Here is a 25968-nt window from a genome sequence, read left to right as displayed (position 1 = left end):
CGGGCTCGTGGCCGGGAACCGCGAACCGGCAAGGAGAACCGCCATGTCATCCGTCCTCGTCACCGTTGCGTCCCAGGGCATCGGCCGCGCCATCGCGATCGAGCTGGCCGGTCGCGGCCATCCGGGACGCGGGCGAGATCGACGCCGTGGTCAGCAACGCCGGCGAAACCGTCCGCGCACCACTGGAAAGCGTGCCGCTCGACGAGGTGGCACGGCTGTTCGAGATCAACACTTTCGGCGCGCTCCGCGTGGTGCAGGGTGCGCTGCCGGCGATGCGGGAGCGCGGATCGGGCCGGCTCGTGTTCGTCTCCAGCATCCAGGGCCGCCTGGTGCTGCCGATGATCGGCCCGTACAGCGCGACCAAGTGGGCGCTCGAAGCGCTCGCCGAGACGCTCGCCATCGAGACCGGCCACTTCGGCGTCAAGGTGAGCCTCGTGCAGCCCGGCGCGGTCTCCTCGGGTGGCGGCGAGCGCGCGAAGGTGCATCTGAAGGAGGACGACCCGTATTCGGGGCTGTACCGGCAAGTCGGCGTCCTGCGCGGCGAGGTCGTGACGCCGGAGTTGGTGGCCGCGAAGGTCGCCGACACGATCGAGCTGGCCGAACCGCCGCTGCGGGTGCCCGCCGGCGCGCCCGCCGAACAGGTGCTGGCGGCGCGCAAGGCGGCGCCCGCGGACAAGCCCTTCCTGGCGGCGCCCCTCAACTGGTAGTCACCCGGCCGAAGAGGTGCGCGACGCCGAGAGCGGTTCGAGCAGCCGCCGCGGGGAGTTGATCGCGGCGGACATCGGATCGGGCTCGGCGTCGGCCGGTTGAAAGCCGGGGCCGGGCTCGATGCGGGTGTCCTGGGCCGGGACGAGCACGCCGCACTTCTCGCACCGTCCCTCGTGGTCCAGCCGCGCGCCGTCCGTGTCGTGCCGCAGAGTGCGCCGCACCCCGGCCGGCGAGTAGAACTCGTCACCCCAGTTGATGAGCGTGCGGATGATCGGCCACAGGGCCACGCCCTTGTCGGTGAGCACGTACTCCCCGCTGTCTTCGCGAGCGAGCACGCCCTCGCGGACGAGGAACTTCAGCCGGTTGGTGAGCACGGCGCGGGGGATGCCGAGCTGGGCGGCGAAATCCCCGAACCGGCGCAGCCCGTAGAACGCGTCGCGGACGATCAGCAGGGTCCACCGCTCGCCGACGATCTCCAGGGCACGCGCCAGGGAGCAGTTGCGGTCGGCGTAGGTGCTGGGAAGGGACATGGCGGCAGTCTACTCCGCTAGTTCGCTCACTGAACTGGACCTGTGCTACGGTCATCGTAGTTCAGTCACTGAACTGACTGGCCGAATCCCAGGAGAACCAGCGATGTACCAGTTCCTCGTTTCCTTCACTGTCCAGCCGGAGCATCGGGACGACTTCGTGCGCGTGGCCCGGAAGACGGGCGTCGAGTCCCTGGCCAACGAGCCCGGCTCGATCCGGTTCGAGGTCATCGCGGACGACGAGAACCCGGATGTCTTCTACCTCAACGAGGTCTACGCCGACGTCGATGCCTTCGACGCCCACGCGCAGGGCCCGTACTTCGGTGCGTTCTTCGCCGAGGCCGGCACCTACGCCGAGGGGCCCGAGTGGCTTATGAAGGGCTCCCTCGTCGACGGCAAGGCTGTTTCCCGATGACCACCGGCGATGTGAAAGAGGCCGAAATGCCCCACGACGACAGGCTGTTCCTGATCACCGGCGCGACCGGCAAAACCGGGCGCGGCGCGCTCGAGTTCCTGCTCGAAGGCGGCCACCGCGTCCGGGCGATGGTGCACCGCGAGGACGAACGCTCCCGTGCGCTGGCCGAGGCCGGCGCCGAGGTGGTGGTGGCCGACCTGCATGACCTCGACGGCATGACCACCGCGTTGCGCGGGGTCACCGGCGCGTACTTCTGCCACCCGATCCTGCCCGGCCTGGTCGAGTCGACGGTCATCTTCGCCCAGGCGGCGACCGAGGCCGGCGTCCGCTCCGTGGTGAACATGTCGCAGATCTCGGCCCGCCGCGAGGCCGGCAGCAACGCCGCGCGCCAGCACTGGCTGTGCGAACGCCTGCTCGACCGGACCGACCTGCTCACGGCGCACATCCGGCCGACGTTTTTCGCCGAGTGGCTCAAGTTCTGGTGGGAGAAGCGCGACGGCGAGGGTTACCTGCGGCTGCCGTTCGGCGAGGGCCGGCACGCGCCGATCGCCGCGGCGGACCAGTCCCGGGTGATCGCCGCCCTGCTGCTCGAGCCCGAGGCCCACGACCGCGCGGCGTACCCCTTGTCCGGCCCGGTCGAGCTGAACCATGACGACATCGCCAAGGCCATGTCCGCCGAACTCGGCCACCCGGTGCACTACGAGCCGATCAGCGTCGAGGAGTTTTCCGCGTCAGGGCTCGAAAAGGGCGCCGACGCGCACCTCGTCCAGCACCTCGGCAAGGTGGCGATCGACTACCGCGACGGAGTGTTCGCCGGCACGAACGACCTCGTCGAGCGGATCGGCGGACGGCCGCCGCTCTCGGTCGGGCAGTTCGTGCGCGACAACCGCGCCGACTTCGAAACGAGCGGGCCGCGTTTCGTGCCCGCCCCGTGATACCGGTCAGACTGTGGTGACGAGCCGGTTCAGGAGCGGCCGGAAGTGCTCGAAGCCGGGGGTTTCCAGCTCGGGATCCTTGGCCTCGTCGTCCCAGCGGCGCAGGGCGACGGCGTCGGCGTGATGGGGTTCGGCTTCGAACTCGCGCACCTCGGCCGGCGTCATCGGACCGCCCTGGACTTCGAGGGTGTAGACGGACGCAGGAGACAGTCTGGCGTGGTAGTCGGGTTCCACGGCGCAGAGATAACGCTTGGCGGCGACGTGCAGGCGGACGGGTTCGGTCACGGCGGCGCCGAACCACTGGCTGAGCCAGCCGGAGCCGCTGTGACTGTGCCGATTGTCCTTGCCTGCCATCAGGTCGTGGCCGGTGACGGCGCCGTGGAAGTGGCCGACGTCGTGCAGCAGCGCCGCGGCGACGAGGGTGTCGGGGGCTCCGGCGGCTTCGGCGAGCGCGCCGGCCTGGAGCATGTGCTCGGCCTGGGTGACGGCCTCGCCGAGGTAGTCCTCCGCGCCGGGGCCGGCGAAGAGGGCGGCGATCCGGTCGACGGGGTTCGGCGTGGTGGTCACGCGGTTTCCTCCAGGGTGCGCAGGGCGCTGGCGAGGGCGTCGAGGTCGGCGTAGCAGCCTTGCAGGTGCCGGGCACCGGATTCGGCGAACGCGGTGCGGGCGTGCAGCAGCCGGGTGTTGTCGAAGACGAGGCAGTCGCCGGGCTCGAGCCGGAAGGTCAGCAGCAGTTCGGGGCGGGCGATGATCTCGGCGAAGCGCCGGTAAGCGGCGTAAAACGCGGTGGTGGCGGCCGGATCCAGCCGCAGCGCCTGCATGGAACGGTTGTTGAAGCGGACCTCGCGGAGGTGGCCCGCGGGGTCGACGTCGATCAGGGGCCGGTCCGCCCGGAGGCTGGTGCTCGCGTCGGACCAGGCGAACGGCACCAGGGTGGTGGTGAGGATCCGGAAGGCCGCTTCGTCGTCGGCGCGCAGCAGGGAAGCCGCGGTGAACCCGTCGACGAGGCCGGAGTCGCCGCCCTCGGCAGCGTTGGCCAGGCAGTGCAGCAGTTGCAGCGTCGGCACCGGGTCGCGGTACGGGTTGTCGGTGTGGGGCGCGATGCGCATCCCGGTGAACGCGAGGTTGCCGGGATTCGCTTCGACGCGGACGTCGAAGAGCGTGCCGTAGTTCGTCTCGCGCGGATACCCGAACGTCCGGGCGATGGCGAGCACGGTCTCCTCTTCGGTCGGCGTGCCGTGCAGGACCGCGAATCCGAGGTCGCGCACCGCGCGCAGGACCCGTGCCCGCTCGGCGGGATCGTCGCGGTAAGCGGCCCAGTCCGCGGCGGGCAGCCGGCCTTCGAGGTCGCGGGCCTGCCACAGCTGCTTGGCGGCTTCGGTACGCCCGTCTCCGTCCGATGTGGACAGATGAGCTTCGAGCCAGGCGCGGGAGAAGACGCCGCGGTGCCCGTCGGGGCCGAAGGTGACGGTGATCGTGTCCGCCGTGGCCTCGGTGTCGCGAACGGTGAGATCGGCCGGGAGGTCGGTGATGCCGAACAGCTTCTGGCCGTTGCGGGGATCGCGGCACCGCTCGCACGGGCAGTTGTCCCGGAGCCAGATCGGCGGGAACGCCGGGGTGGCGCCGCCGGCCCGGGTGGCCGTAGTGGTCATCGATTGTCCCCTCATGTGCAAACTTGGCTGTACATGTTGAGACTACCGCGGACGTCAACCTGTGGTCGCCCCCGGCGCGGAGTGCCAGCGGGACAAGGTGTTGCGGTCGGCCGAATTGCGCACGGTGAACGCGACCTGGTCGCCGAGGTAGCGGTCCTCGGACCACTCGAGGGCGGCCCCGGACGGATCGGTGGTACGGCGGCGCTCGCGCAGCAGCGGGGCGCCCGCCCGGACGCCGAGCAGGCGGGCGTCGTCGGCTGTGGCACGCACGGCGTCGATGGTGTGCTCCGCGTCGGCGAAGGTCGTGCCGAGCTCCTCGAGCCGGTCGGTGATGGACTCGCGGTCGAGGTCCATCCCGGCGACCAGCGCGCCGATCCGGTCGGGGTAGGCGGTGCGTTCGATCATCACCGGCCTGCCGTCGAGCAGGCGGACGCGGGTCAGGTGGTAGATCCGCGCCCCTTCGGGGAGGTTCAGGCGGTCCCGCTCGTCACCGGTGGCTTCGCGGCGGGCCAGCCCGACCACCCGGCCGCTCGGTTTCGCGCCGATCGCGCGGCCCCAGTGGGAGAAGCTGTGCAGCGCGGCGAAGTCCTGCAGCCGCGGTCCCCCTTGGACCACCCGCCGCGCGCCGCGCCGGGAGGAGATGATCCCGTCGGTCCGCAGGGCGGCGAAGGCCTGCCGGATCGTGCCCCGGGACGCGTCGTAGCGCTGCGCGAGCTCACTCTCCGACGGCAGCGCGTCGCCTGGTGCGTAGGTGCCCGCGCTGATCTCGGCTTTCAGCTCGTCGGCGATCCGCCGGTACAGCGACGGCGAGCCCTTTTCGTGCTTGATGACCACGCGGACAGGCTAAGGCCCGGCCGTGATGTCTGTACAAGTGAGATACCGATCGTTCTATCTGTTATCCTTGACCGGATGGTGCACAACACTCGAGGCCGAGTCTCCGAAGCGCGGTCGAGGCTGCTCGCGACGGCCACCCGCATCTTCTACGCGGAGGGCCTGCATTCGGTCGGGATCGACCGGATCGTCGCGGAGGCGAAGGTCACCCGCGCGACGCTGTACCGGCACTTTCCCGGTAAGGAAGACCTGGTGGTCGCCTATCTGCAGGGTGCCCATGAGATGGAGCGCGACGGGATCGACAAGGCCGTGGCCAGCGGGCTGCCGCCGGCTGACGTCCTGCGGGCGATCGCGAAGTCGATCACCGGGGGCATCGGGTCGGCTCATTTCCGTGGGTGTGCCTTCCTCAACGCGGTCGCGGAGTACCCGGATCCCGCGCATCCCGTGCATCGGGTGGTCCTCGAACACCGCGAGTGGTTTCGCAGCACCGTCACGGATGTGCTCGCGCAGATCGGTGAGGCGCCGCCGGAGCCCGCGGGTCGGCATTTCGTGATGCTGCGAGACGGCGCGATGGTTTCGGGCTGTCTCTCGGACCCGGCCGAGGTCTGCGACACCTTCCTCGAAGGCGTCGAGGGAATCCTGCAGCGGCGGTGATCGGCGCTACCGCGCTCTTCCGGGCGTGACGGCCGCCGCGGGAACGGACACGCCCCTGAGCCGGCGGAGGATCAGGTCGATGTCGCCGGACGTCGTGCGGTGGTTGGTGACGCAGGCGCGGATGCCCGGCCGGCCGCCGATCCGCACCGGCCCGAGCAGAGCGGTGTTGTCGGCCACGAGGGCCTCCAATAGCGCGGTGTGCTCGGCGGGCGAAGCACCCTCGATCTCGAAGCACACCGCCGTCAAGGTGACCGGCGCCAGCAACCGAAGTCCGGGCGCCGCTTCGATGCCGCGGGCGAGCTGTCGGGCCAGTTCGACGGTCGCCGAAGATCCCCTGATGACCGACTACCTGGACTACGGGCCGCCGTCGCGGCCGCAGCCGCCCATGAGATCGCGAAGTTCCTCACACAGCAGGAAAAGCGCGCCGTACGCGCCGTCGACGTGCAGCCACAATCCTTCCGCGGTGCACAGGTCGGCGATCGGCTCCACCGCGCCGGTGTTCACCGTGCCGCAGGTGGCCACGACGCACCACGGCCGTGAGCCCGCCCGCCGGTCCGCCTCGGCCAGGGCCGTGACGTCCATCCGGTTCTGCTCGTCGGTGCGGATGTGCCGCACGTTGCCGACCCCGATGCCCAAGATCGCCGCCGCTTTGTCGACGCTGCTGTGGGCCTCCGCGGAGGTGTACACGATCAGCGGCGGCGCGGAGCGTTGCAGGCCGGTCTCGCGGAACCCGGGAACCCGACGACGGAAGCCAGCCACTCCAGCACGGCCCGCTCGACGACGCTCGCGGCCGGCGACAGCTGCCAGAAGTTGCAGTTCTGGTTGATCGCGGCCGCCTCGGCGGGCCGAGCACGTAGGCGAGGAACCGCGGGTGCGCCACGGTGGTCGAGCTGGGCAGGATCGTGTCCTCCCAACGGTCGAAGAGCGCGTCGACGCCCACGCCCCGCTCCGGCATCGGCGCGGCGAGCAGCTCGGCCAGCCGGGCACGGTCCGGTCGGGGGAGCACCGGCGATTCCGGCAGGCCCCGTTCGTACCCGTCCAGCAGGGCCAGCAGCCGCGCCCCGGCGCGGTCTCGCTCGTGCTCACTCAACAGCAGCTCGCTCATGACTGGCAGATTAGGTCCGAACCGTGAGCACGCGATGCCATCTTTGGCTTAGCCGAGCCAGATTTGTGGCACAATCGGTCAGTGGATCGCACCGATCGGGCAATTATCCGCCACTTGCAGCAGGACGGCCGCCTCGCGAACACGGAACTCGCCGACAAGGTCGGCCTGACGCCGTCGCCCTGCCTCCGGCGCGTGCGCGCGCTCGAGGAAGCCGGGGTCATCACCGGTTACCACGCCGCTGTCGATCCGGCGGCGCTCGGCCGTGGGCTTCGGGTCCTCGTGCACATCGACATGGCCGTCCAGGACACCGAGACGCTCGAAGCGTTCGAGGCCCGGATCGCGTCCATCGACGAGGTCGAGGAGTGCCTGCGCATGTTCGGCCAGCCCGACTACCTCGCATGGGTGGCCGTCGCCGACCTGCCGGCCTACGAGCAGCTGTCCATGTCCACCCTGACCCGGCTGCCCGGGTCGCGCGCACCAACTCGCAGTTCGCGATGAAGTCCGTGAAATGAGCGGGGTGCTTCCCTGCCCGCCTGACTGCTGCCTTCAGAAAGTGATAGAACGTTCTGTCTTGACAACGACCGGCCGGGTTGCCATGCTGCTGAAGGGTAGAACGTTCGGTCTCATTTCCGGGCGGTGTTGTCAGTCCTGAATGCTGTGGAAGGGATCATCGTGACCACTGTTGACTCGCCCGTTGTCGGGGGAATCGCGCCCGCGCTGCGCCGGTTGTATTTCGTGCGGTTCGGTTTCGCGATTGTCTGGGCGGTGTTGTTGTTCGTGACGTCGAAGTCGGCGGTCGGGCCGATCGGCGTCGCGCTGGTGGTGCTGTACCCGTTGTTCGATGTCGGGGCGGCGGTGGTGGACTCTCGTTCGTCCCGCGCGACCGAGGCGTCTCGTGGTCTGTACGTGAATATGGCGATCAGCCTGCTGGCGGCGATCGGCCTGGGTGTCGCGGCCGCGTCGGGGGTGCCGTCGGTGTTGCGGGTCTGGGGTGTGTGGGCGATCGTCGCCGGGCTGATCCAGCTGATCGTGGCGGTGACCCGCCGCAAGCTGGGTGGTCAGTGGCCGATGATCCTCAGCGGCGGCATTTCGGTGCTGGCGGGCGCGAACTTCATCATCGGCGCCGGCGCGCCGAACCTCGCGCTCACAACGGTCGCCGGTTACGCGGTTCTGGGCGGCATCTTCTTCCTCGTTTCGGCGATCCGGCTCGGCCGCGCCGGGCAGGTGCGCTGACGTGGACACCGCCGGGTATGACGTGGTGGTCATCGGTGCGGGCCCGGTGGGGGAGAACCTCGCCGACCGGGCCGTGCAGGGCGGGTTGAGCGCCGCCGTCGTCGAGCGGGAACTGGTCGGGGGCGAGTGCTCCTATTGGGCGTGCATGCCGACGAAGGCGTTGCTGCGCAGCGGGGCGGCACTGCGCGCGGCCCGGCAGGTGCCCGGCGCGCGGGAGGCGGTGACCGGTGGGCTGGATGTGGCGGCGGTGCTGCGCCGTCGTGACTCTTTCGCCTCGGACTGGCAGGACGGCGGGCAGGTGTCCTGGCTCGCGTCGGCGGGGATTGCGCTGTACCGCGGACACGGCCGGATCACCGCCGAGCGGGTCGTGGAGGTGACCGGCGCCGACGGTGTGGTCACCAGGGTGACCGCGCGGCACGCGGTCGTCGTCGCCACGGGCAGTGGTGCGCTGGTGCCGGACATCGAAGGCCTCCGCGAGGCCGCGCCGTGGACCAGCCGGGAAATCGTTGCCGCGAAAGAGGTTCCCGGCCGGCTCGTCATCATCGGCGGTGGGGTGGTGGCCTCGGAAATGGCGACCGCCTTCTCCCGGCTGGGGTCGTCGGTGACCATGCTGGCCCGGGACGGGGTGCTGCACCTGGCCGAGCCGTTCGCCGGGGAGCGGGTGGCGGAGTCGTTGCGGGACAAGGGGGTGGCGGTGCGGGTCGGCGCGGAGGCGGGATCGGTCAAGCGGAACGAGGACGGGACGGTGTCGCTCACCCTCACCACCGGCGAGCACCTCGACGCCGACGAGCTGCTCGTCGCGATCGGCCGGACGCCGAACACCGGGGACCTCGGCTTGGAGACGGTCGGCCTCACCCCGGGTGCGTGGCTCGCGGTGGATGGCACGATGCGGGTCGTCGGGGCGGACGGCGTGCCGGTCGGTGGCGGCTGGTTGTACGCCGCGGGGGATGTGAACCGGCGGGTGCTGCTGACTCATCAGGGCAAGTACCAGGCCCGGGCGGCCGGTGACGTGATCGTGGCGCGCGCGACCGGCGCGGCGGTCGACGACCGTGATTGGGGCCGGCACGCGGCGACCGCCGACGAGCGTGCGGTGCCGCAGGTGGTCTTCACCGAGCCGGAGGTGGCGTCGGTGGGGTTGACCGCGGCCGGGGCCGAGGCGGCTGGGCTGCGGATCCGCGTGGTCGATTACGACCTGGCCGCCACCGCCGGGTCCGCGCTGCACGCCGAGGGCTATCAGGGCCACGCCCGGATGGTCGTCGACGAGGACCGCCAGGTGATCGTCGGCGTCACTCTCGTCGGCCCGGACGTCGCGGAAATGCTCCACGCCGCCACGATCGCCGTCGCCGGGGAGGTGCCGTTGGACCGGCTCTGGCACGCCGTCCCGGCCTTCCCCACCGTCAGCGAAGTATGGCTGCGGCTGCTGGAGACCTACGGCCGCTGACCCCCGGCTCGGCGTAGGCTCTCCGGATATGCGGATCGGCGAGCTGTCCAAGCGCACGGGCGTGAGTCCGCGATCCCTGCGGTACTACGAAGCGCAGGGCCTTCTGACCAGCTCGCGCTCCGATACCGGGCAGCGGCACTATTCCGAGGCCGAGGTCGAGCGGGTCTCGCTCATCCGGCAGCTGTTCGACGCGGGGATGTCCAGCCGGGTGATCGCGTCGGTGCTGCCCTGCGTGGAGACCCCCGGTGACGTGGGCGTGGTCGACCTGGCGTTCGAGACGATGACCCGCGAGCGCGACCGGATCGACGCCGACATCGCGCGCCTGGTCGAGACCCGCGACGCGCTCGACGTGGTGATCCGGGCCAACCTCCGGCATCGGGCGGGAATGTCCACGGCGCCGGTGGCGCGGTCGGCCTGAGGCTGTGACCCGCACCTCAGCCGGTTGCCCCTGACATCGGTGTCAGCGCCGAGGATGGCCGCAGGCGCCCGGGACCACCGGGCCGGTCACCCGGAAGGCGGCAGGAAATGGGGCAGGCGTGGGGTTTCGGCAGGTACGGCGGACCCGGGGTGCAGGAGTTCTTCGAGCGTCCCGATCCCGTCCCCGGCCGCGGTGAGGTGCTGATCCGGGTCGACGTCGCCGGCGTGAACCCGCTCGACCACCTGCTGCGCGCGGGCCTGGTCCCCGGGCTCGATGGCGGGCGCCCGTTTCCCCGGGTGCTCGGCGTGGAGGCCGCGGGAACGGTGCTCGCCCGGGGCGAGGACGTCGACGGGCTCGAGGTGGGTGACGCGGTTTTCGGCTTCGCGCTCACCGGCGGCGGCACCTACGCCGAGACGACGGTGCTGTCCGCGCCGAACACCGCGCGCATCCCGGCGGGCCTGTCCACGACCGTGGCGGCGACGCTGCCCATCGCCGGGACGACCGCGGTGGACGCGCTCGACCAGCTCGGCCTCCCGGCCGGGGCTACGATCCTGGTCAACGGCGTCGGGGGCGGGGTCGGCCTGGCGGTCGCCCGGCTGGCCGCCGCGCGCGAACTGCGGGTGATCGGCACCGGGAGCGCCGCCAAGCGTGAGCACGCCGAGGCCGTCGGGGCGCGGTTCATCGACTACACCGCCGAGGACGTCGCCGCCGCGGCACGCAGGCTGGTGCCGGACGGCTTCGACGGGATCGTCGACCTCGTCGGAGGCGCCGCACTGCGGACGGTCGCCCTGCTGGCCCGGGAGCCCTGCGACGTCATCGCCGTGGGAGACATGTCGGTGACCGGCCTCGGCGGGCGTTTCGTCGAGCGCCGCCTCGACCGCGCGAACCTGGAACGGACCGCCCGGCTGGCCCTCGACGGTGCCCTCGCCACCGTGATCACCGCGGCCCATCCGCTCTCCGACGCCCCCGCGGCCCTCGCCACCGTCGAAAACGGACACACCTCGGGCAAGGTCGTCATCAAGGTCGGGTGAGCCGCGGCCGGACCGCCACAGGGAGATGATCGGATCGACTTTGGTCGATCTCCCTTCTCACGGCGGCGGCCCGGGCCCGAAGATGGCGGTAGTGCCCGGCGCGCACGGAAGCCGCCGCCCGGGCCGGAAACCGGGAACGGGGAGGGTGTGCCGATCTTCTGGCAGTGGCAGCCCGGCTCGCTGCGGGCGGACGTGGATCCCGGCCGCGGGCGGGGCCGGTCGGTCCGCGATGTTTTCGTCGACGCCACCGGGATCCTGATCGCCGTCGTGGCCGGGCTGCTCAGCGCCTTGCCGTCGCTGCTCGACGGGATGGCCCCGGCCGATCTGGCCGACCTGGCACTGGGCGGGCTGGGGTGTGCCGCGCTGCTGGTCCGGCGCCGGTGGCCGGCCGCGCTCGCGCTGGTGCTGGCGGCGCTGTCGGCGGTTTCGCTGACGGTCGGCGGCGCGGCCGGGGTGGCGACCTTCTTCGCGGCGGTGCACCGCCGGCTGCGGGCAGTCGTGTGGGTGGCCGGGCTGGGCGTGGCGACTTCGGTCGTGAACACCTTCACCCGCCAGTCGCCCGAGGTGCCGTGGTGGGCCGGCACGACCATCGGGGTGCTGGCCACCGCCGTCCTCGTCGGGCTGGGCCGGCTGGTCCGCGCCCGGCGGCAGCTGCTGGTCTCGCTCGCCGAGCGGGCCCGGCTGGTGGAGGAGGAGCACGCCGGCCGGCTGGTGGAGGCGCGCCGGCTGGAACGCACCCGGCTGGCCCGCGAGATGCACGACGTCCTGGCCCACCGGATGTCGTTGCTGAGCGTGCACGCGGGCGCGCTCGAATTCAATCCCGCCGCCTCCGAGGCCGAGATCTCCCGGGCCGCGGGGATCATCCGCAGCGGGGCCCACCAGATGCTGATCGACCTGCGGGAGGTCATCGGCCTGCTCCGCGAGGATCCGGCCGGGGACTCCGGGCTGCGGGCCCCGGCCCTGGACCGCGTGCCGGAACTCGTGACCGAGGCGCGGCAGGCGGGCACGGCGGTGCGCCTGGAGATCCCGGAAACCGCCGTGCTGGCCACGATTTCCGCGCTGGTCGGCTGTACCGCGTACCGGATCGTCCAAGAGGGACTCACCAACGCCCGCAAGCACGCGCCCGGACGGCCGGTCACGGTGGCCCTCGGCGGGGCGGCGGGCTCGGGATTGCGGGTGGTCGTGCGCCAGCCGCTGCCCTCGGCCGGCGCCGGGCTGCCGATCCCGGGGGCCGGGACCGGGCTGGCCGGTCTCACCGAACGGGCCGCGCTGGCCGGCGGGCGGCTCGAGCACGGCCCGGCCGGGGACGAGTACCTGCTGCGGGCGTGGCTGCCCTGGGAGGCCTGAATGGACCCGGTGCGGGTGGTGCTGGTCGACGACGAATGGCTGGTCCGGGCCGGGCTGGCGACCATGTTGTCCGGTGCCGATGACCTCGTCGTGGTGGGCGAGGCCGGCGACGGCGCGAACGTCGCCGAGCTGGTCCGCTCCACCCGGGCCGACGTCGTGCTGATGGACCTGAGGATGCCCGGCACCGACGGGGTCACCGCCACCGCCCGGCTGCGGGACCTCCCGGTCTCGGTGCTGGTGCTCACCACCTTCGACACCGACGACCTGGTCCGCCAGGCGCTGCGGGCCGGCGCCGACGGGTTCCTCCTGAAAGACACTCCGCCGGCCGACCTGGTCGCGGCCATCCGGCGGGCCGCGGCCGGCGAACCCGCGCTGTCCCCGGCCATCGTCCGCAAGCTCATGGCCCGGATGACCGACGGGGACGAGAGCCGGCTGGCCCGGGCCCGCTCGGCGCTCTCGGCCCTGACCGAAGGCGAACGACGGGTCGCCGAAGCGGTCGGCCAGGGATTGTCGAACGCGGAGATCGCCGCCGCGCAGTTCATGAGCGTGGCGACGGTCAAGGCCTACGTTTCGCGGATCCTGGTCAAGTTCGAGGTCGCCAACCGCGTCCAGATCGCCCTGCTGGTGCGCGACGCGGAGTGACCCGGCGCCCGGGCCCCGGCCAGCAGGCTCGCGCCCAGCCGGGTGAGCAGGTGGTGCACGGCCTTGCCCCGGCGGCGGGTCTCCACCAGGCCGGCCGCCCGCAGAATCGACGCGTGGTAACTCGCGGAAGCGATCGAGATTCCGGCGGAACGGCTCAGCTCCGTGGTGGAGGCGCCCGCTCTCGTCGCTTCGAGCACCCGGGCGCGGGCCGGTCCGAGCAGTGCCGCGATCGCGGCCCGTTCCGGCAGTGCGGTCGCCGATGTCATCGTTTTCTCCCCGGTTGATTCCCGCGCGCCGTTATCCGGCGGATTCACCCGGGTAGTTTCGCGCCGGAGCCACGGTGCGGGCCACGGCCCGAAGTCGGCGAATGCGCCGACTTCGGTCGCGCGAAATGAGGCCGTACGGTTACGGGCGGTGCCAGTAGAGCCCGACGGTCAGGCCGCCGGAGAACTGGGCGCACGTGGCACTGTCGTACTTCGTCCGGTCGAAGTTGGTTTTCCGGCTGTCGTCGTTGCATTGGCCGTAGGTGAAGAACCAGGTGACGTAGTCGTAGCAGTCGTGCTCCACGTGGGCCTGCTCGCACTCCTTCGGCGTCTCCTGCACCGACGCCGGCCGGGCGCCGGCGGCCGGGCCGGACTCGGCCGCCGACGCGGTCGTGACGCCGGCGGAAGCGATGGCCGCGGCCGCGGCCAGGGTCAGACCGGCCTTGCCCAGAATGGATCGCATGTGTTTCTCCCTGTTTGCTGTGCGGAATTTCCGGCAGCTCTGAGCTAACCAAGAAGAATGCGACCGGGCAATCTATTCGACGTCGGTCGAAATGAGCTTCCCGCTCAGCCGATCGGTCGTAAGCTAATGGCCGGGCCTTTCCTGCCGACCAGGTGAAAGACGCGGCTGAGCCCTCGGTAAGGGTCGCGCCGGGCGGCTTCGAATTCGACCTCGGCCGTCGCCGCGACCTGCTCGGCGTCGCCGGGGTCCAGTTCGGCGCCGCCGAACTCGAGCCAGTCGACGAACAGCCAGACTCCGTACCAGCGCACGGGTTCCACGTCGTGGCCGGACAGCAGCGCGCTGATCTCCTCGACGGTGTCGGCCCGGCTCGGCACTCCCAGCACGCCGGTCTCGGTGCTGGCGTCGAACGCCGCCAGCGCGTCTTCCCACCGCCGTTCCAGGGCCGGGCGCACGGCCATCGCATGGGCGTTGCCCGTCATGATCGAGACCACGCCGCCGGCCGCCGCGCACCGGCACAGCTGGCCGACCAGCGGCTCCGGCTGTTCGAGGTAGCCGAGCACGCCGTGACACAGCACGGCGGCGAAGCGGCGGCCGTTCACCGACTTCTCGGTGTTCTCGCCGTCGGCCTGGACGAGGGTGATTCGCCGCCGCGCCTCGGTGGGCAGCCGCTGAAGCCGCTGCTCCGCCTTCGCCAGCATCGCGGGTGACGAGTCGAGCAACGTGACGTCGTATCCGGCTTCGGCGAGCGGGAACGACTGGTGGCCCGCGCCGCCGCCGACGTCGAGCACCGTCGCCGGGGGCGGTGGCAAGTGCTCCAGCAGCTGCCGGTGCAGGACGTAGGTGCGCACGCGTCCCTTCACCGAGGCGTAGGCCCCGTCGGCGAACTGGTCGGCCAGACCGGCCCAGATGTCATCGCTCACCACGCCACGATAAGGGTTTCGCCGATACACTCCACGCCCATGACGGAGACCGACGCGGTTGCCGAACGCAGGCCCGCCTACCTGTCCGATCTCGCCGCCGGGACCGAGCGGTTCTTCGAAGAGCGCCGCGAGACCTGTGCCTGGTGCGACTCGAAGCGGCTCGAAGTCCGGCTGCGGACCACGGACCTGCTGCAGCACAAGCCGGGGAGCTTCGTCCTGGAGTCCTGTCAGGACTGCGGCCACGTCTTCCAGAACCCGCGGCTGACCGGCGAAGGCCTCGGCTTCTACTACCGGGACTGCTACGACGGCCTCGGCGAGAAGAACATGAACTCGATGTTCGAGGGCAATCGCGCCGGCTACGCGGGCCGGGCCCGGCTGGTCGCCTCGCTCTGTTCGCCCGGGCAGTGGCTCGACGTCGGCACGGGACACGGGCATTTCCCCCGCGATGCCAAGAAGGTGCTGCCGGGCACCGAGTTCGACGGCCTGGACATGACCGACGGCGTGGAACTCGCGCAGCAGGAGGGCCGCATCCGCCGCGCCTACCGCGGCGACTTCGTCGAGCTGGCCGGAGAACTGTCCGGCCGGTACGACGTGATCAGCATGTACCACTACCTGGAGCACACGCCCGAGCCGAAGCGGGAGCTGGCCGCCGCCGCGGCGGCGCTGCCCCCGGGCGGGCACCTCGCCATCGAACTGCCCGATCCCGAGTCGCGCTGGGGCCGGCTGCTGGGCCGGTGGTGGCTGCCCTGGCTGCAGCCGCAGCACCTGAACCTGATCCCGATCGCGAACCTGCGCGAAGAACTCGCCGCGCTGGGGCTCACCGTCGTCGCGGAACAACGGGCCGAGCCGCACTCCGCCATCGACCTGGTGGCCGCCACCATGCTGGCCGTGAACGCGGCCACGATCGGCGGCGAAGACCTGGCCTGGCGGGAGAATCGCCCGTCACGCACCCGCGTGCTGCTGCGCAAGCTCGGCTTCATCGTGAGCATCCCGGCTTTCGTGATCGCCGGTCTGGTGGACCGGCTCAGCGCGCCGATCGGCCGCAACCACGGGATGTCCAACGCCTATCGCGTCCTCGCCCGCAAGCCGCCGGCCACGAAGCGTCCTCCGCACTGAGCGTCGAGGTCCGGCACGCCGGAACTGTGGCCGAAACCGAGAAACCGTTGGTGCTTTCCCCACCCTTTTGCCAGGAGCTTTGACAGCCGTTCCCGGACGCTGGGATCTTCGACCTCGAGGCACGGAACGTCGTCGATCCCGTAATGGAGTCTGAAATGTCGAGCCCCCCTGAGCACCTGCCCAGCCTGGCCGCTCTGTCCTCGCCGGTGCTCCAGCCCGCCCCGGACTGGCGGTCACTGCAGGAATCCCGCGCGGTCGTGCGGGTCCGGACCTATGCCGGCGACGACGCGTGGCTGGTCACCCGCTACGCCGAGGTCAAAGACCTGCTGATGGGTTCGAGGGTGGGGCGCGCGCATCCGGATCCGGCGAATGCGGCCCGGTTCATCAATTCCGCGATTCTCGACGAGGCCACCGACCAGACCGACTACGCGAACGAGATCGCCGACCACCACCAGTTGCGGGCGGTCCTCACGCCGTACTTCTCACGCAAGCGGATGGCCGCGCTCGAACCCGCGGTGGCGGCGCTCGTCGACGAAGCGGTGGACACTCTCGAGTCCCACGGCCCGCCGGCCGATCTGATGACGGTGTTCGCGAACCCCCTGTCGATGGCGGTCTTGTGCGAGCTGATCGGCATTCCCGCCGAAGACCGCGACGAGCTGGGGCCGCTGCTCGCCGCGGCGAGCATGCTCGGCGGCGACGCCGAAGGGCTGGCTCCGCTCGAGGCGGTGATCGAGCGGCTCGTCACGCTCCGGCGGCAGGACCCGCGTGACGACATGATCTCCGGTGCCTGCGCCGCCGGGCTGCCCGACGCCGAAATCGCCAACGTGATCGCCGGGGTGATCTTCGGGGGCCGCGGCGTCGTGAACCACCTCGCCTTCGGCGTCGCGCGGCTGTGCAGCGATGACGGACTCCGCGCGGCCGTCACCGCGGATCCCGGGCTGATGCCCGCCGCGGTCGAGGAGATGGTGCGCACCGCCAGCGCGGGCGGCGTGATCATGCCGCACTACGCGCGGGAAGACCTCGACGTCGACGGCGTCCGCATCGAGACCGGTGATCTGGTGCTGCTCGACCTGGCGTTGGCGAACACCGACCGCCGGGCGTTCGAGGAGCCCGACCGGATCGACCTCACCCGCACGTCGAACCCGCACCTGACCTTCTCGTTCGGCATCTGGCACTGCGTCGGCGCGCCACTCGCGCGCATGGAGCTGCGGCTCGCGTTTTCCGCACTGCTAGGGCGTTTCCCCGACCTGCACCTGGTACGGCCGGTGTCGGAGCTGAGCACGCCGGACGATCAGCTCGCGGGCGGGCTGTCCACCCTGCCCGTCGCTTGGTGAGGCGCCGGCTCAGCGGGTGAGCGCCCCGATGAGGCCCGTCCATCCCGGTGCGCCGATCCGGACGAACATGGGCGCGGTGTCCAGCGGTGCCGGGTAGCCGTGCAGCGTGCGGCCGCCCGGTTCGGTGCGCTTGGTGTGGGGGTCGAACCACAGCCCGGCGGGCAGGGTGATGTCGCGGGTGGTGCCGGCGGTGATCATCGGGGCGGCCAGCAGGGCGGGGCCGAGCAGCCACTCGTCGTCGATCGTGTCGAAGCGGTGGTCCGCGGGGAAGTCGAAGTAGACCGGCCGCATGATCGGGGTGCCGTCCGCGACCGCTTGCTGTACTTGGGTTTTCAGGTAGCCCGCGAGCTTCGCGTGGGTCTGGACCGCGTCGGCGTACAGCTTCGCGGTGTCGGCCGGGTAGACGACCGTCTTGCCCGTCGTGGTGTCGACCGTCGTCACCGGCGAGGTCGACGCGTACATCAGCGGCATCAGCGAAGCGGCCTGCGCCCAGCGGACCAGCACCTCGCGGGTGGGCGGCGGCATGCTGTTGGACCCGCCGATCATGTCCGTCTCGACGAACGGGTAGCCGTCGGTGGAGATCGCCGACGCGCGGCGCAGGGAGGTGCGCAGGCCGTCCCAGGTGGTGTCCGCGTCGACCGCCCGGATCACGAACCCGTAGTGCTGGTTTCCCCAGTGCGTGCGGATTCCCGCGCCCTGCTGGTCGAACGCGTCGGTCATGTCCGCGCCGAGCTTCTGGTAGTCCTGCGGGGTCAGGTTCCCGGTGGTGGCGCACCGGTCGTCGAAGAAGCGGGTGTCGAACTTGAAGCCGTCGACGCCGTAGTCCGCCATCAGCTTCCGCAGGTTCCCGGTGTACCAGTCGCGGGCCTGCGGGTTGCCGAGGTCGATGATGCCCGCGGTGCCGTTCCACCAGGTCACCGTGCACGGTTCGGTGGTGCTTCCCTTGGCGTGCACCAGATAGCCGTGGTCACGGGCGTAGGCGTAGTTCGCCGAGTCCAGATTGACCCAGAACGTCGTCCACAGGCCGAACTTCTGGCCCATCGCGTGGATGTCGCCGGCCAGCTTCTTCGGGTCCGGGAAGGCCTTCGGGTCGAAGGTCAGGTTGCCGTAGTTCGACTCCCATTTGTCGTCGAGCTGCACGGTGTGCCCGGCGACGCCCGCCTGCTGCAGGTCCCGCGCCCACGAGAGCACCTTGTCCTGGTCGATGTCCCGGTAGTACTGCGCCCAGGAATTCCACAGTGGACTCTTGAACTCGGCGTCGGTCGCGTCGCTCTTGGCGGGCTTGCCCACTTCGCCGATGTAGTCGTCGTACACCGCGCGGCGGCTCGACTCGACGAAGACCGTGCTCGTGTACTCCGCGGAGTTCGTGACGGTCAGGTCGGCGCGCCCGCTCGCCAGCGCGACCTTCATCGGCTGGGCGGTGCGGACGTGGAGGCCGACCGACTTCGAGGTGAAGAAGTACGGCTCCTGCATCATGTAGCTGGCGGGGGAGAACTCCGGCTCGTCGACCACGCCGGCGGAAAGCGGGTACGGCTGGGCCTTCCCCTCGCTGGTCTCGCCGCCGCCGTACCAATGGCCGGACGTCGCCAGGTCGAAGTGGGTCGCCCGCTGCCCGGCGGCGAGCCCGCCGACCGACCAGCTCAGGTCGAACCGGTCCGGGTGCGGGGTGATCCGCAGCGTCACCGGGCGGCCGGCCGTGCTGTCGGCCTCGGCGACGACGGTCGCGCCTTCCCGCGAGACGGACCGGACCCGGGTCGCCACGCCGCCGTCGAAGGTGAACGCGTCGGACGCGGTGCGCAGCACCTGCTCACCGCCGCGCGAAACGCTGATGCCCAGCCGGGCGGTGTCGATGCGCAGCTGGTAACCGGGGGAATCGGGACCGCGCGGCACCGAGAGGGACGAGAGCGAATCCGCGGCGGCGGGGGCCGCGACGGTCCCGGCGAGGACCAGCCCGGCTGCCGCGTACGCCAGTCGTCGATGCACTTGAGCCTCCCGAAATGCAAGATTATGCTCGATGCTGCGTCGTAATGTGCAGTAATAAGCACACAAGACGGGAGGGTTTGTCAAGGTCTGCCGGGTTGGCTTCCCGGCGGCGCGCTGAGTTTCTCGTGCAGGAACTCGACCAGCCAGCGTTCGGCGGGGGAGCGGGATCGTTCGGGCCGGGCGTAGAGCGCGATCTCCAGTGGCTCCAGCGCGATCGGCAGCTCCAGGAGGCGCACCGGGTGGCTGGCGGCGTAGGCGCGGCCGGCGAGCTCCGGGACGATGGCGACGAGTTCGGACTGCTGGATGAGGTAGGGCACCACGGAGAACTTGGCGACCTCCAGCACGACCCGGTCGAGCAGGTCGAGGGTCGCCAGCGCGAGCTTGGGGCCGATGTGGCCGGACGGGCCGTCGACCAGGACGTGCCCTTCGGCGCGCAGTTGCGCCTTGCTGATCGCCGGGCCGTGCACCCGCGGGTGGTTGCCGGCGACCATGGCGAGGTAGCCGTCGGCGAACAGCGCGAGCCGGCTGATCTGCGGCGCGGACACGAGCGGTGTCGCGACGAACGCGTCGATCTCGCCGCGTTCGAGCTGCCGCGGCGAGTCGGCGAGGTCCAGCGGGCGGACCGCCAGGGACACCCCGGGCGCGCGGGCGCGCAACGGCCCGACCAGCAGGGGCAGCAGAGACGCCTCGCCGAGGTCGGACAGGCCGATGGTGAACCGGGCTCGCGCGGTGCCGGGTTCGAACGAGGACGCCGGGTCGACGGCCTGCTCGATCCCGGCCAGCGAGCGCTGCAAGGGTTCGTAGAGCCGGTCCGCGAGCGCGGTCGGCACGAGGCCGTGGCGGCTGCGGTGGAACAGCACGTCGTCGAACCGGCGGCGCAGCTTGCCCAGCCCGTAGCTCACGGTCGGCTGGCTGACGTGCAGGGACGTCGCGGTGCCGGTGACGCTGCGGGTCTCGTAAAGCAGGACGAAGACCCGGACCAGGTTGAGATCGAAGTCGGCCATATTCATCTCATCTATGCGGCAGCGGCAAAACATCTATTGGATAAGTACTACACCCGTCTCTACCGTGAGTCACACCGCGACGAGCCGAGGAGGGCGCCGTGCTGATCCGCGAGATGGCGCACGAGGTGATGCGACGCCACGGCCTCGACACCGTCTTCGGGAATCCCGGCTCGAACGAACTCCCGTTCCTCACCGGGCTGCCCGCCTCGTTCCGCTACGTGCTCGGCCTGCACGAGGGGGCCGTGGTCGGGATGGCCGACGGCTACGCCCAGGCGACCGGCCGCCCGGTGCTGGTGAACCTGCACTCCGCCTCCGGCTCGGGCAACGCGATGGGAGCGCTGACCAACGCCGTGTCCAGCCGGTCCCCGCTGGTGGTCCTCGCCGGCCAGCAGGTGCGCCCGGCGATCGGCACCGAGGCCTTGCTGTCCAATGTGGACGCCACTGCGCTGGCCAAGCCGCTGGTCGGCTGGGCCGCCGAACCGAGTTGCGCGGGCGACGTTCCGCGCGCGCTGACCCAGGCGATCTTCGAGGCCCGGTTGCGGCGTTGTCCCACTTACCTTTCCGTGCCGTACGACGACTGGGCGGCCGAGGCGGAACCGGGCGCGGAAGCGGTCTTCGCGCGCACCGTCCGGCGGTCCGCGTGCCCGAGCCCCGCCGAGGTCGAGGCACTGGCCGCGGACCTGCGTGCCGCCGACCGGCCCGCCCTGGTGCTGGGCGGCGACCTCGACACCGACGGCCACTTCGACGCGGTGACCGCGCTCGCGGAACGGCTGGCCGCCCCGGTCTGGGCGGCGCCGTCGCTGTTCCGGCTGCCGTTCCCGAACCGGCACCCGCTGTTCCGGGGCGTGCTGCCCGCCGGGATCGCGCCGGTCGCCGACGCGCTCGCCGGCCACGACCTCGTGCTGGTGCTGGGCGCCCCGGTGTTCCGCTACCACGAATACCTGCCGGGCGAGCACCTGCGCCCCGGGGTCCGGCTGGTGCAGGTCACCGACGACGCCTCGGCCGCGGCCCGCGCCCCGGTCGGCGAAGCCCTCGTCACCGACCCGGGGGCGGTGATCCACGGCCTGCTCGAAATCCTCCCGGAACGCCCGGAAAAGCATGGGGAGCACACGATCCCGGCGGCACCGGCCGAGGGAACCGGAGCTTCCCTCCATCCCGAACAGGTCTTCGCCGCCCTGCGCGACACGCAGCCGCCCGATACCGCTTACGTGGTGGAATCCACCTCCACCAACGGTTCCTGGTGGCGGCAGATGGACCTGCGCCGGCCGGGCTCGTACTACTTCCCGGCCGCGGGCGGCCTGGGCTTCGGGATCCCCGCCGCGGTCGGCGTCGCGCTGGCGCGGCCGGACCGGCCGGTGGTGGGCGTGATCGGCGACGGGGCCGCCAACTACGGCATCACCGGCCTGTGGACCGCCGCCCAGTGGCGGTTGCCGATCACCTATGTGCTGCTGCGCAACGGAATCTACGGTGCGCTGGAGTGGTTCGCCGGGCTGCTCGGCACCCCGGACGTGCCGGGCACGGCCATCCCCGGGCTCGACTTCACCGCCACCGCCCGCGGATACGGCGTCCACGCGACGCACGCCGAGGACCTCGCCCAGCTGCGCGCGCTGCTGGCCGAACCGGCCGATGGGCCGCGGCTCATCCAGGTCGACACCGCCGTGACCACCCCCGCCTGATCGGAGCCGGACATGCTGCTGGAAAAGGAAACCTGGGCCGCCCGGATCTACTCCGGCGGGTGGCGGGCCGGCGGCGGCGGGGCCCAGGACGTCGTCGAACCCGCGACCGGCGCCACCCTCGGCCGGCTCGGCCTGGCCGACCCGGACGACGTGCGCCGGGCCGCCGCCACCGCGGCCGCCGCGCAACGCGGGTGGGCGCGAACGCCGCCGTCCGAGCGGGCCGCCGTGCTCCGCCGCGCGGGCGACCTGTGGGCCGCGCACCGGGCGGAGATCGAGGACTGGATCGTCCGGGAGTCCGGCGCGGTCCCGGCCAAGGCCGCCGTCGAAACCGGTATGGCGGCCGGGATCTGCCACGAGGCGGCCGCGCTGCCCACCCACCCGCAGGGCGAGGTGCTGGCGTCGGACGAACCACACTGGTCGTTCGCGCGATCCCGCCCGGCCGGGGTGGTGTCGGTGATCGCGCCGTTCAACTTCCCGCTGATCCTGTCCATCCGGTCGGTCGCCCCGGCGCTCGCGCTCGGCAACGCCGTGCTGCTCAAGCCCGACCCGCGGACCGGGGTCTGCGGCGGCGTCGCGCTGGTGCGGATCTTAGAGGAGGCCGGGCTCCCCGAAGGACTGCTGCACCTGGTGCCCGGCGGCGCGGACGTCGGGCAGGCGGCCATCGACGCGCCCGAGGTGCGGGTCATCTCGTTCACCGGTTCCACCGCGGTCGGCCGCCGGATCGGTGAGCGGGCCTCGTCGTTGCTCAAGCGCGTGCACCTGGAGCTGGGCGGGAACAACGCGCTGGTGGTGCTGCCGGGCGCGGACGTCGAGCGGGCCGCGAGCGCCGGCGCGTTCGGCTCGTTCAACCACCAGGGGCAGATCTGCATGGCCACCGGCCGTCACCTCGTGCACGAGTCGATCGCCGGGCCGTACCTCGAAGCACTGGCTGACATCGCCCGCAAGCTGCCGGTCGGCGACCCCGCCACCCAGCCGGTCGCGCTCGGCCCGATCATCGACGGCAAGCAGCTCGACCACGTCGACCGGCTGGTGCGCGCCGGGGTCGCGGCCGGGGACCGGGTGCTCGTCGGGGGTGAGCCCGCGGCACCCTATTACCCGCCCACCGTGCTCGCGTGCGGCAATGCCGGCTCACCCGTCTGGCAGGAGGAGGTCTTCGGCCCGGTCGCCCCGGTGCTGACCTTCGGCGACATCGACGAGGCGGCCCGTCTCGTCAACGAGTCGCCCTACGGCCTTTCGGTCGGCATCCTCGGCGACGTCGGCACGGCGATGCGGCTGGCCGACGAACTCGACAGCGGCAAGGTCCACATCAACGAGCAGACCGTCGCCGACGAGCCGAACGTGCCCTTCGGCGGGGTCGGCGACTCCGGCAACGGCTCCCGTTTCGGCGGCGCCCGTGCCAATATCGAGGCCTTCACCGAAACCCAGTGGCTCACCGTCCGCTCCGAGATCGCCGGCTATCCGTTCTGACCCCCTTATCTCACTCACTGTGGAGAGAGACATGCCGTTCGCCGGGAACCGCTTTTCGTGGGCCGCCGTGTTGTGCTGGCTGACCGTGCTGATCGAGGGCTTCGACCTGGTGGCCCTCGGCGCGACCAGCCTCGCGCTGCAGCACGCCGGGCACTTGGAGTTCACCCCGTCCCGGCTGACCGCGGTCGCCACCGTGTCACTGGTCGGGGTGGCTCTCGGCGCGGCACTGGTCACGCCGCTGGCCGATGTGGTCGGGCGCCGCACGATCCTGATCGCCTCGGTCGCGTCCTTCTCCGCGTTCACCCTCGTGCTGCCGCTCTCGTCCGGCTTCGTGATGTTCGCCGTACTGCGCCTGCTGGCCGGGCTCGGGCTCGGTTCCTGCATGCCCACCGCGCTGGCGATCATGTCGGAGCACCGCCCGGCGCGGCGGCGGACCCGCGCAAGCACCACCACCATGACCGGCTACCACTGCGGCGCCGTGCTCGCGTCCCTGCTCGCGCTGGCGGCCGGGAACTCCTGGCAGGTCCTGTTCTACGCCGGCGGGGCGGCCGGGCTCGTGATCGCCGCGGTGATGTGGTGGAAGCTGCCCGAGACCGCGCCCGCCCGCCGGGACGCCGAGGCCGAGCGGGTCACCGTGGTGGATCTGGTGCGGCCCCGGTTCCTGCGCACCACCCTGGCCGTGTGGGTGAGCACGTTCATGGGCCTGCTCCTGGTGTACGGCCTCAACACCTGGCTGCCGAGCCTGATGAAGACCGCGGGCTACGGCGTGTCGACGTCGATCACGCTGCTGTTCGTCCTCAACGCCGGCGGCATCGCGGGCATGCTGCTGGCCGGTTACGTCGGCGACGCCCGCGGCATCCGCCGGACCTCGCTGGTGTGGTTCGGGGTGGGCGCGGTCCTGCTGGCGGTGCTGAGCGTCCGCATCCAGGCCAGCCTGGTGCTGAACCTGGTCATCTTCCTCACCGGTGTGTTCGTGTTCTCCGCCCAGGTCTTGGTGTACGCCTACGTCGCACAGTCCTATCCGGACTGGATCCGCGGCGCCGCGCTCGGTGTCACCTCCGGTGTGGGCCGCCTCGGCGCCATCACCGGCCCGCTGATCACCGGCGTCCTGGTCACGGCGGGCGTGGCTTATCCCTGGGGCTTCTACTTCTTCGCGCTCGCCGCGGTCCTCGGCCTCGCGGCCATGGCGCTGGCTCCCCGCGGAACCGCCCCCACGCCTACTTGACGCAGGGGATTCCACCGCCGGACAGGCCGCTGGGCGGGGCCGAGGTGTCCGGCGGGCCGGAGCTGGGCGTCGTCGACGGCGAGCCGCCCGGGGCGCCCCCGCCGGACCCGGCCAGTGCCGTCGGCATGGTGAACGCGGTGCCGACGACCACGCGGACGTGCCCGGCCGGCACGGTGGTGTCGTGCTCGGTGGTGACGCCGCCCAGCAGCTTCGCCACCGCCGACGCCGACGTGCTGCCCCCGCTGCCGTAGTAGACCACCGTCCTGCTGACGTGGTGGGCGTCGGTGGAGGTGGTGCCCGCGGTGTATCCCTTGGCGGCCAGCGCATGCGAGACGGTGGCCGCGAGCCCGGTGCGGCTGGTGCCGTTGACGACGTCCACGGTCGCCTGCGCCGGCTGGCTGCCGCTGCCGGCACTCGACGTCGCGGGCGCCGAGGTCGCGGGCGCGGGACCGCCGATCAGTTGCCGGACCGCGGCCTGCACCTGGGCCACGTCGACGATGTTGACGTCTTCCCCGGACGAGTTCTTGCCGAACTTGACGATCGGGAGCGTGACGAAGCTGATGTTTCCGCCGGTCAGGTTCGCGGCCTGCCCGGCGAACGACATCAGGTCCAGCCCGGCGTCGACGGCCATGTTCTGCTTGGCCACATTCAGGATGCCCTGCAGCTGGGACGGATTGGTGAACACCCCGCCCTGCTTGAGCTGATAGGCCAGGGAGGAGATGAAGGCCTGCTGGCGGACCTCGCGGTCGAGGTCGGTGAAGTTCAGCTGCGGGTGGACCACGTCACGGCGCTGGCGCACGAACGCCACCGCCTGCGAGGCGTTGATCTGCTGCTGTCCCTGGCGGAAGTTGGCACCGGAGTAGGTGTCCTGGGTGTTTTCGTTGAGACATACCGTAATCGGCTGCACGACCTGCGCGATCTGGAAGAACGCGACAAGGGTGACTTCGGCGAAGTGGTCCACGGTGACTCCGCCGAGGAACTGGCGCACGGTGTCGATTTCGGCCTTGCGACCGGCTTCGCGCTCCTGCTGCTCGCGCTGGCCCTTGTCGCCGCCCTGGTTGGCCAGCTGCTTGGCCTTCTGGTCGAAGGCCAGCCCGTAGGCCTGCTTGATCTTTCCCTTGCACTGCCCGTCCGGGCAGCCGGGGATGTCGACGTAGTCGTCGCGGGGGATGGACAGCGAGGTCGCCTTGCTGCCGTCGCCCGGGACGTGCAGCAGCATCAGGACGTTGGCGTTGTTGCCGCCGTCCTGCTGATCGCCCGCGTGCAGCGCGTCGTAGATGTCCTGCGGCAGCGCGTTGCCGTTCTCGTCGAGCCGGCTGTCCAGGCCCATGATGAGGATATTGGTGTCCCCGTTGACCGATTTGGTGTCGCCGCCGAGCGCGTCGGAAGTGTGCAGGCCCGCGACCAGGTTGTGGTACTGCGTCCAGCCGTAGCCCGTGAGGCACAGGACGAGCAGCGACAGGACCCCGGCCACCACAGCGCCACTGCGGCGCGCTCCCCGCCGCCGCGGCGAACCTTCCCGGACGCGCGGCGGGGGAACCGGCCGCCTGCTCCCAGGCGAGGGCTCGAACCGGTCCC

Annotated in this window: 28 protein-coding genes; 16 read left to right on the top strand and 12 right to left on the bottom strand. The window is 71.3% G+C overall.

What is annotated here, in order from left to right; translation table 11 throughout:
* Positions 1-65 precede the first annotated feature (65 nt).
* A complete protein-coding gene (locus BMY97_RS26135; RefSeq protein ID WP_218156877.1) occupies positions 66-707 on the top strand; it encodes an SDR family NAD(P)-dependent oxidoreductase in 642 nt (213 codons plus the stop codon).
* Here BMY97_RS26135 and BMY97_RS26130 read toward each other — a convergent pair whose 3' ends face one another.
* Positions 708-1238 (bottom strand): winged helix-turn-helix transcriptional regulator, encoded by a 531-nt coding sequence (locus tag BMY97_RS26130; protein ID WP_091621066.1) that lies wholly within the window; start codon positions 1236-1238, stop codon positions 708-710.
* A gap of 103 nt (positions 1239-1341) precedes the next feature.
* Between BMY97_RS26130 and BMY97_RS26125 the strand changes: the two genes are divergently transcribed.
* A complete protein-coding gene (locus BMY97_RS26125) occupies positions 1342-1650 on the top strand; it encodes a putative quinol monooxygenase (RefSeq protein ID WP_177231551.1) in 309 nt (102 codons plus the stop codon).
* Positions 1651-1676: 26 nt separating this feature from the next.
* Positions 1677-2585 (top strand): NmrA family NAD(P)-binding protein, encoded by a 909-nt coding sequence (locus BMY97_RS26120; protein ID WP_091621262.1) that lies wholly within the window; start codon positions 1677-1679, stop codon positions 2583-2585.
* Between the two features lie 6 nt (positions 2586-2591).
* On the opposite strand, the gene BMY97_RS26115 is transcribed toward BMY97_RS26120, so the two are convergent.
* The 3 genes from BMY97_RS26115 to BMY97_RS26105 are packed head-to-tail and all read right to left on the bottom strand — an operon-like array spanning position 2592 to position 5071.
* On the bottom strand, positions 2592-3152 hold the full coding sequence (locus tag BMY97_RS26115) for a phosphonate degradation HD-domain oxygenase (protein ID WP_091621060.1): 561 nt from the start codon (positions 3150-3152) through the stop codon (positions 2592-2594).
* A complete protein-coding gene (tmpA, locus tag BMY97_RS26110; protein WP_177231550.1) occupies positions 3149-4237 on the bottom strand; it encodes a 2-trimethylaminoethylphosphonate dioxygenase in 1089 nt (362 codons plus the stop codon). Before tmpA ends, BMY97_RS26115 begins: the two co-directional genes overlap by 4 nt.
* A 54-nt stretch (positions 4238-4291) precedes the next feature.
* A complete protein-coding gene (locus tag BMY97_RS26105) occupies positions 4292-5071 on the bottom strand; it encodes a GntR family transcriptional regulator (RefSeq protein WP_091621055.1) in 780 nt (259 codons plus the stop codon).
* Between the two features lie 75 nt (positions 5072-5146).
* Here BMY97_RS26105 and BMY97_RS26100 point away from each other — a divergent pair, with 75 nt between their 5' ends.
* The gene (locus tag BMY97_RS26100) at positions 5147-5722 is read left to right on the top strand and encodes a TetR/AcrR family transcriptional regulator (RefSeq protein WP_091621052.1); all 576 of its coding nucleotides are present in this window, start codon (positions 5147-5149) and stop codon (positions 5720-5722) included.
* Between the two features lie 6 nt (positions 5723-5728).
* Here BMY97_RS26100 and BMY97_RS26095 read toward each other — a convergent pair whose 3' ends face one another.
* Positions 5729-5959, bottom strand: coding sequence for a hypothetical protein (locus BMY97_RS26095; protein WP_143086298.1), 231 nt, complete (start codon positions 5957-5959; stop codon positions 5729-5731).
* 117 nt (positions 5960-6076) lie between these two features.
* Positions 6077-6481 carry a pyridoxal-dependent decarboxylase gene (locus BMY97_RS47215; RefSeq protein WP_177231549.1) on the bottom strand — a complete coding sequence of 135 codons (405 nt, stop codon included), beginning with the start codon at positions 6479-6481 and terminating at the stop codon, positions 6077-6079.
* 427 nt (positions 6482-6908) lie between these two features.
* Here BMY97_RS47215 and BMY97_RS26085 point away from each other — a divergent pair, with 427 nt between their 5' ends.
* The 7 genes from BMY97_RS26085 to BMY97_RS26055 all read left to right on the top strand — a co-directional run bounded on the left by BMY97_RS26085 (position 6909) and on the right by BMY97_RS26055 (position 12939).
* On the top strand, positions 6909-7325 hold the full coding sequence (locus tag BMY97_RS26085) for an Lrp/AsnC family transcriptional regulator (protein ID WP_091621045.1): 417 nt from the start codon (positions 6909-6911) through the stop codon (positions 7323-7325).
* A 174-nt stretch (positions 7326-7499) separates the two neighbouring features.
* Positions 7500-8060, top strand: coding sequence for a hypothetical protein (locus BMY97_RS26080; protein WP_091621260.1), 561 nt, complete (start codon positions 7500-7502; stop codon positions 8058-8060).
* Between the two features lies 1 nt (position 8061).
* Entirely contained in the window at positions 8062-9501 is a 1440-nt protein-coding gene (locus BMY97_RS26075; RefSeq protein ID WP_091621042.1) for a dihydrolipoyl dehydrogenase family protein, read from the top strand.
* Positions 9502-9529: 28 nt separating this feature from the next.
* Positions 9530-9919 carry a MerR family transcriptional regulator gene (locus BMY97_RS26070; protein WP_091621039.1) on the top strand — a complete coding sequence of 130 codons (390 nt, stop codon included), beginning with the start codon at positions 9530-9532 and terminating at the stop codon, positions 9917-9919.
* 107 nt (positions 9920-10026) lie between these two features.
* A complete protein-coding gene (locus BMY97_RS26065; RefSeq protein ID WP_091621037.1) occupies positions 10027-10950 on the top strand; it encodes a quinone oxidoreductase family protein in 924 nt (307 codons plus the stop codon).
* Between the two features lie 147 nt (positions 10951-11097).
* Positions 11098-12297 (top strand): sensor histidine kinase, encoded by a 1200-nt coding sequence (locus BMY97_RS26060; protein ID WP_091621034.1) that lies wholly within the window; start codon positions 11098-11100, stop codon positions 12295-12297.
* Entirely contained in the window at positions 12298-12939 is a 642-nt protein-coding gene (locus tag BMY97_RS26055; RefSeq protein ID WP_091621031.1) for a response regulator, read from the top strand.
* Here BMY97_RS26055 and BMY97_RS26050 read toward each other — a convergent pair.
* From BMY97_RS26050 to BMY97_RS26040, 3 genes are all read right to left on the bottom strand, one after another.
* On the bottom strand, positions 12861-13205 hold the full coding sequence (locus BMY97_RS26050) for an ArsR/SmtB family transcription factor (protein WP_091621028.1): 345 nt from the start codon (positions 13203-13205) through the stop codon (positions 12861-12863). The two genes, BMY97_RS26055 and BMY97_RS26050, sit on opposite strands and share 79 nt — an antisense overlap.
* A 139-nt stretch (positions 13206-13344) precedes the next feature.
* Complete coding sequence (locus tag BMY97_RS26045) at positions 13345-13665, bottom strand: hypothetical protein (protein WP_091621026.1); 321 nt, start codon at positions 13663-13665, stop codon at positions 13345-13347.
* Positions 13666-13769: 104 nt separating this feature from the next.
* A complete protein-coding gene (locus BMY97_RS26040; RefSeq protein WP_091621258.1) occupies positions 13770-14585 on the bottom strand; it encodes a class I SAM-dependent methyltransferase in 816 nt (271 codons plus the stop codon).
* 39 nt (positions 14586-14624) lie between these two features.
* On the opposite strand from BMY97_RS26040, the gene BMY97_RS26035 reads away from it, so the two are divergent.
* Positions 14625-15701 carry a class I SAM-dependent methyltransferase gene (locus BMY97_RS26035; RefSeq protein WP_091621023.1) on the top strand — a complete coding sequence of 359 codons (1077 nt, stop codon included), beginning with the start codon at positions 14625-14627 and terminating at the stop codon, positions 15699-15701.
* 155 nt (positions 15702-15856) lie between these two features.
* Complete coding sequence (locus BMY97_RS26030) at positions 15857-17035, top strand: cytochrome P450 (protein ID WP_177231547.1); 1179 nt, start codon at positions 15857-15859, stop codon at positions 17033-17035.
* Positions 17036-17044: 9 nt separating this feature from the next.
* Here BMY97_RS26030 and BMY97_RS26025 read toward each other — a convergent pair whose 3' ends face one another.
* Together BMY97_RS26025 and BMY97_RS26020 are read right to left on the bottom strand one after the other, a co-directional pair.
* Positions 17045-19018, bottom strand: a complete 1974-nt coding sequence (locus tag BMY97_RS26025; RefSeq protein WP_245787498.1) for a TIM-barrel domain-containing protein — start codon at positions 19016-19018, stop codon at positions 17045-17047.
* 80 nt (positions 19019-19098) lie between these two features.
* Entirely contained in the window at positions 19099-20022 is a 924-nt protein-coding gene (locus BMY97_RS26020; protein WP_091621018.1) for a LysR family transcriptional regulator, read from the bottom strand.
* A gap of 113 nt (positions 20023-20135) precedes the next feature.
* Here BMY97_RS26020 and mdlC point away from each other — a divergent pair, with 113 nt between their 5' ends.
* The 3 genes from mdlC to BMY97_RS26005 are packed head-to-tail and all read left to right on the top strand — an operon-like array spanning position 20136 to position 24390.
* Entirely contained in the window at positions 20136-21698 is a 1563-nt protein-coding gene (mdlC, locus tag BMY97_RS26015) for a benzoylformate decarboxylase (protein WP_218156887.1), read from the top strand.
* A 12-nt stretch (positions 21699-21710) separates the two neighbouring features.
* Positions 21711-23165 (top strand): benzaldehyde dehydrogenase, encoded by a 1455-nt coding sequence (locus tag BMY97_RS26010; protein ID WP_091621015.1) that lies wholly within the window; start codon positions 21711-21713, stop codon positions 23163-23165.
* A gap of 31 nt (positions 23166-23196) precedes the next feature.
* Entirely contained in the window at positions 23197-24390 is a 1194-nt protein-coding gene (locus BMY97_RS26005; RefSeq protein WP_091621012.1) for an MFS transporter, read from the top strand.
* On the opposite strand, the gene BMY97_RS26000 is transcribed toward BMY97_RS26005, so the two are convergent.
* Positions 24383-25864: an LCP family protein gene (locus tag BMY97_RS26000; RefSeq protein ID WP_245787496.1), complete on the bottom strand. Its 1482-nt coding sequence runs from the start codon at positions 25862-25864 to the stop codon at positions 24383-24385. The two genes, BMY97_RS26005 and BMY97_RS26000, sit on opposite strands and share 8 nt — an antisense overlap.
* Positions 25865-25968 lie beyond the last annotated feature (104 nt).

Source organism: Amycolatopsis saalfeldensis (genome assembly GCF_900110575.1).
In the GTDB taxonomy this organism is placed as follows: domain Bacteria; phylum Actinomycetota; class Actinomycetes; order Mycobacteriales; family Pseudonocardiaceae; genus Amycolatopsis; species Amycolatopsis saalfeldensis.
The sequence above is the reverse complement of the archived record's forward strand: the minus strand, read 5'-3'. Positions and strand labels throughout refer to the sequence as shown.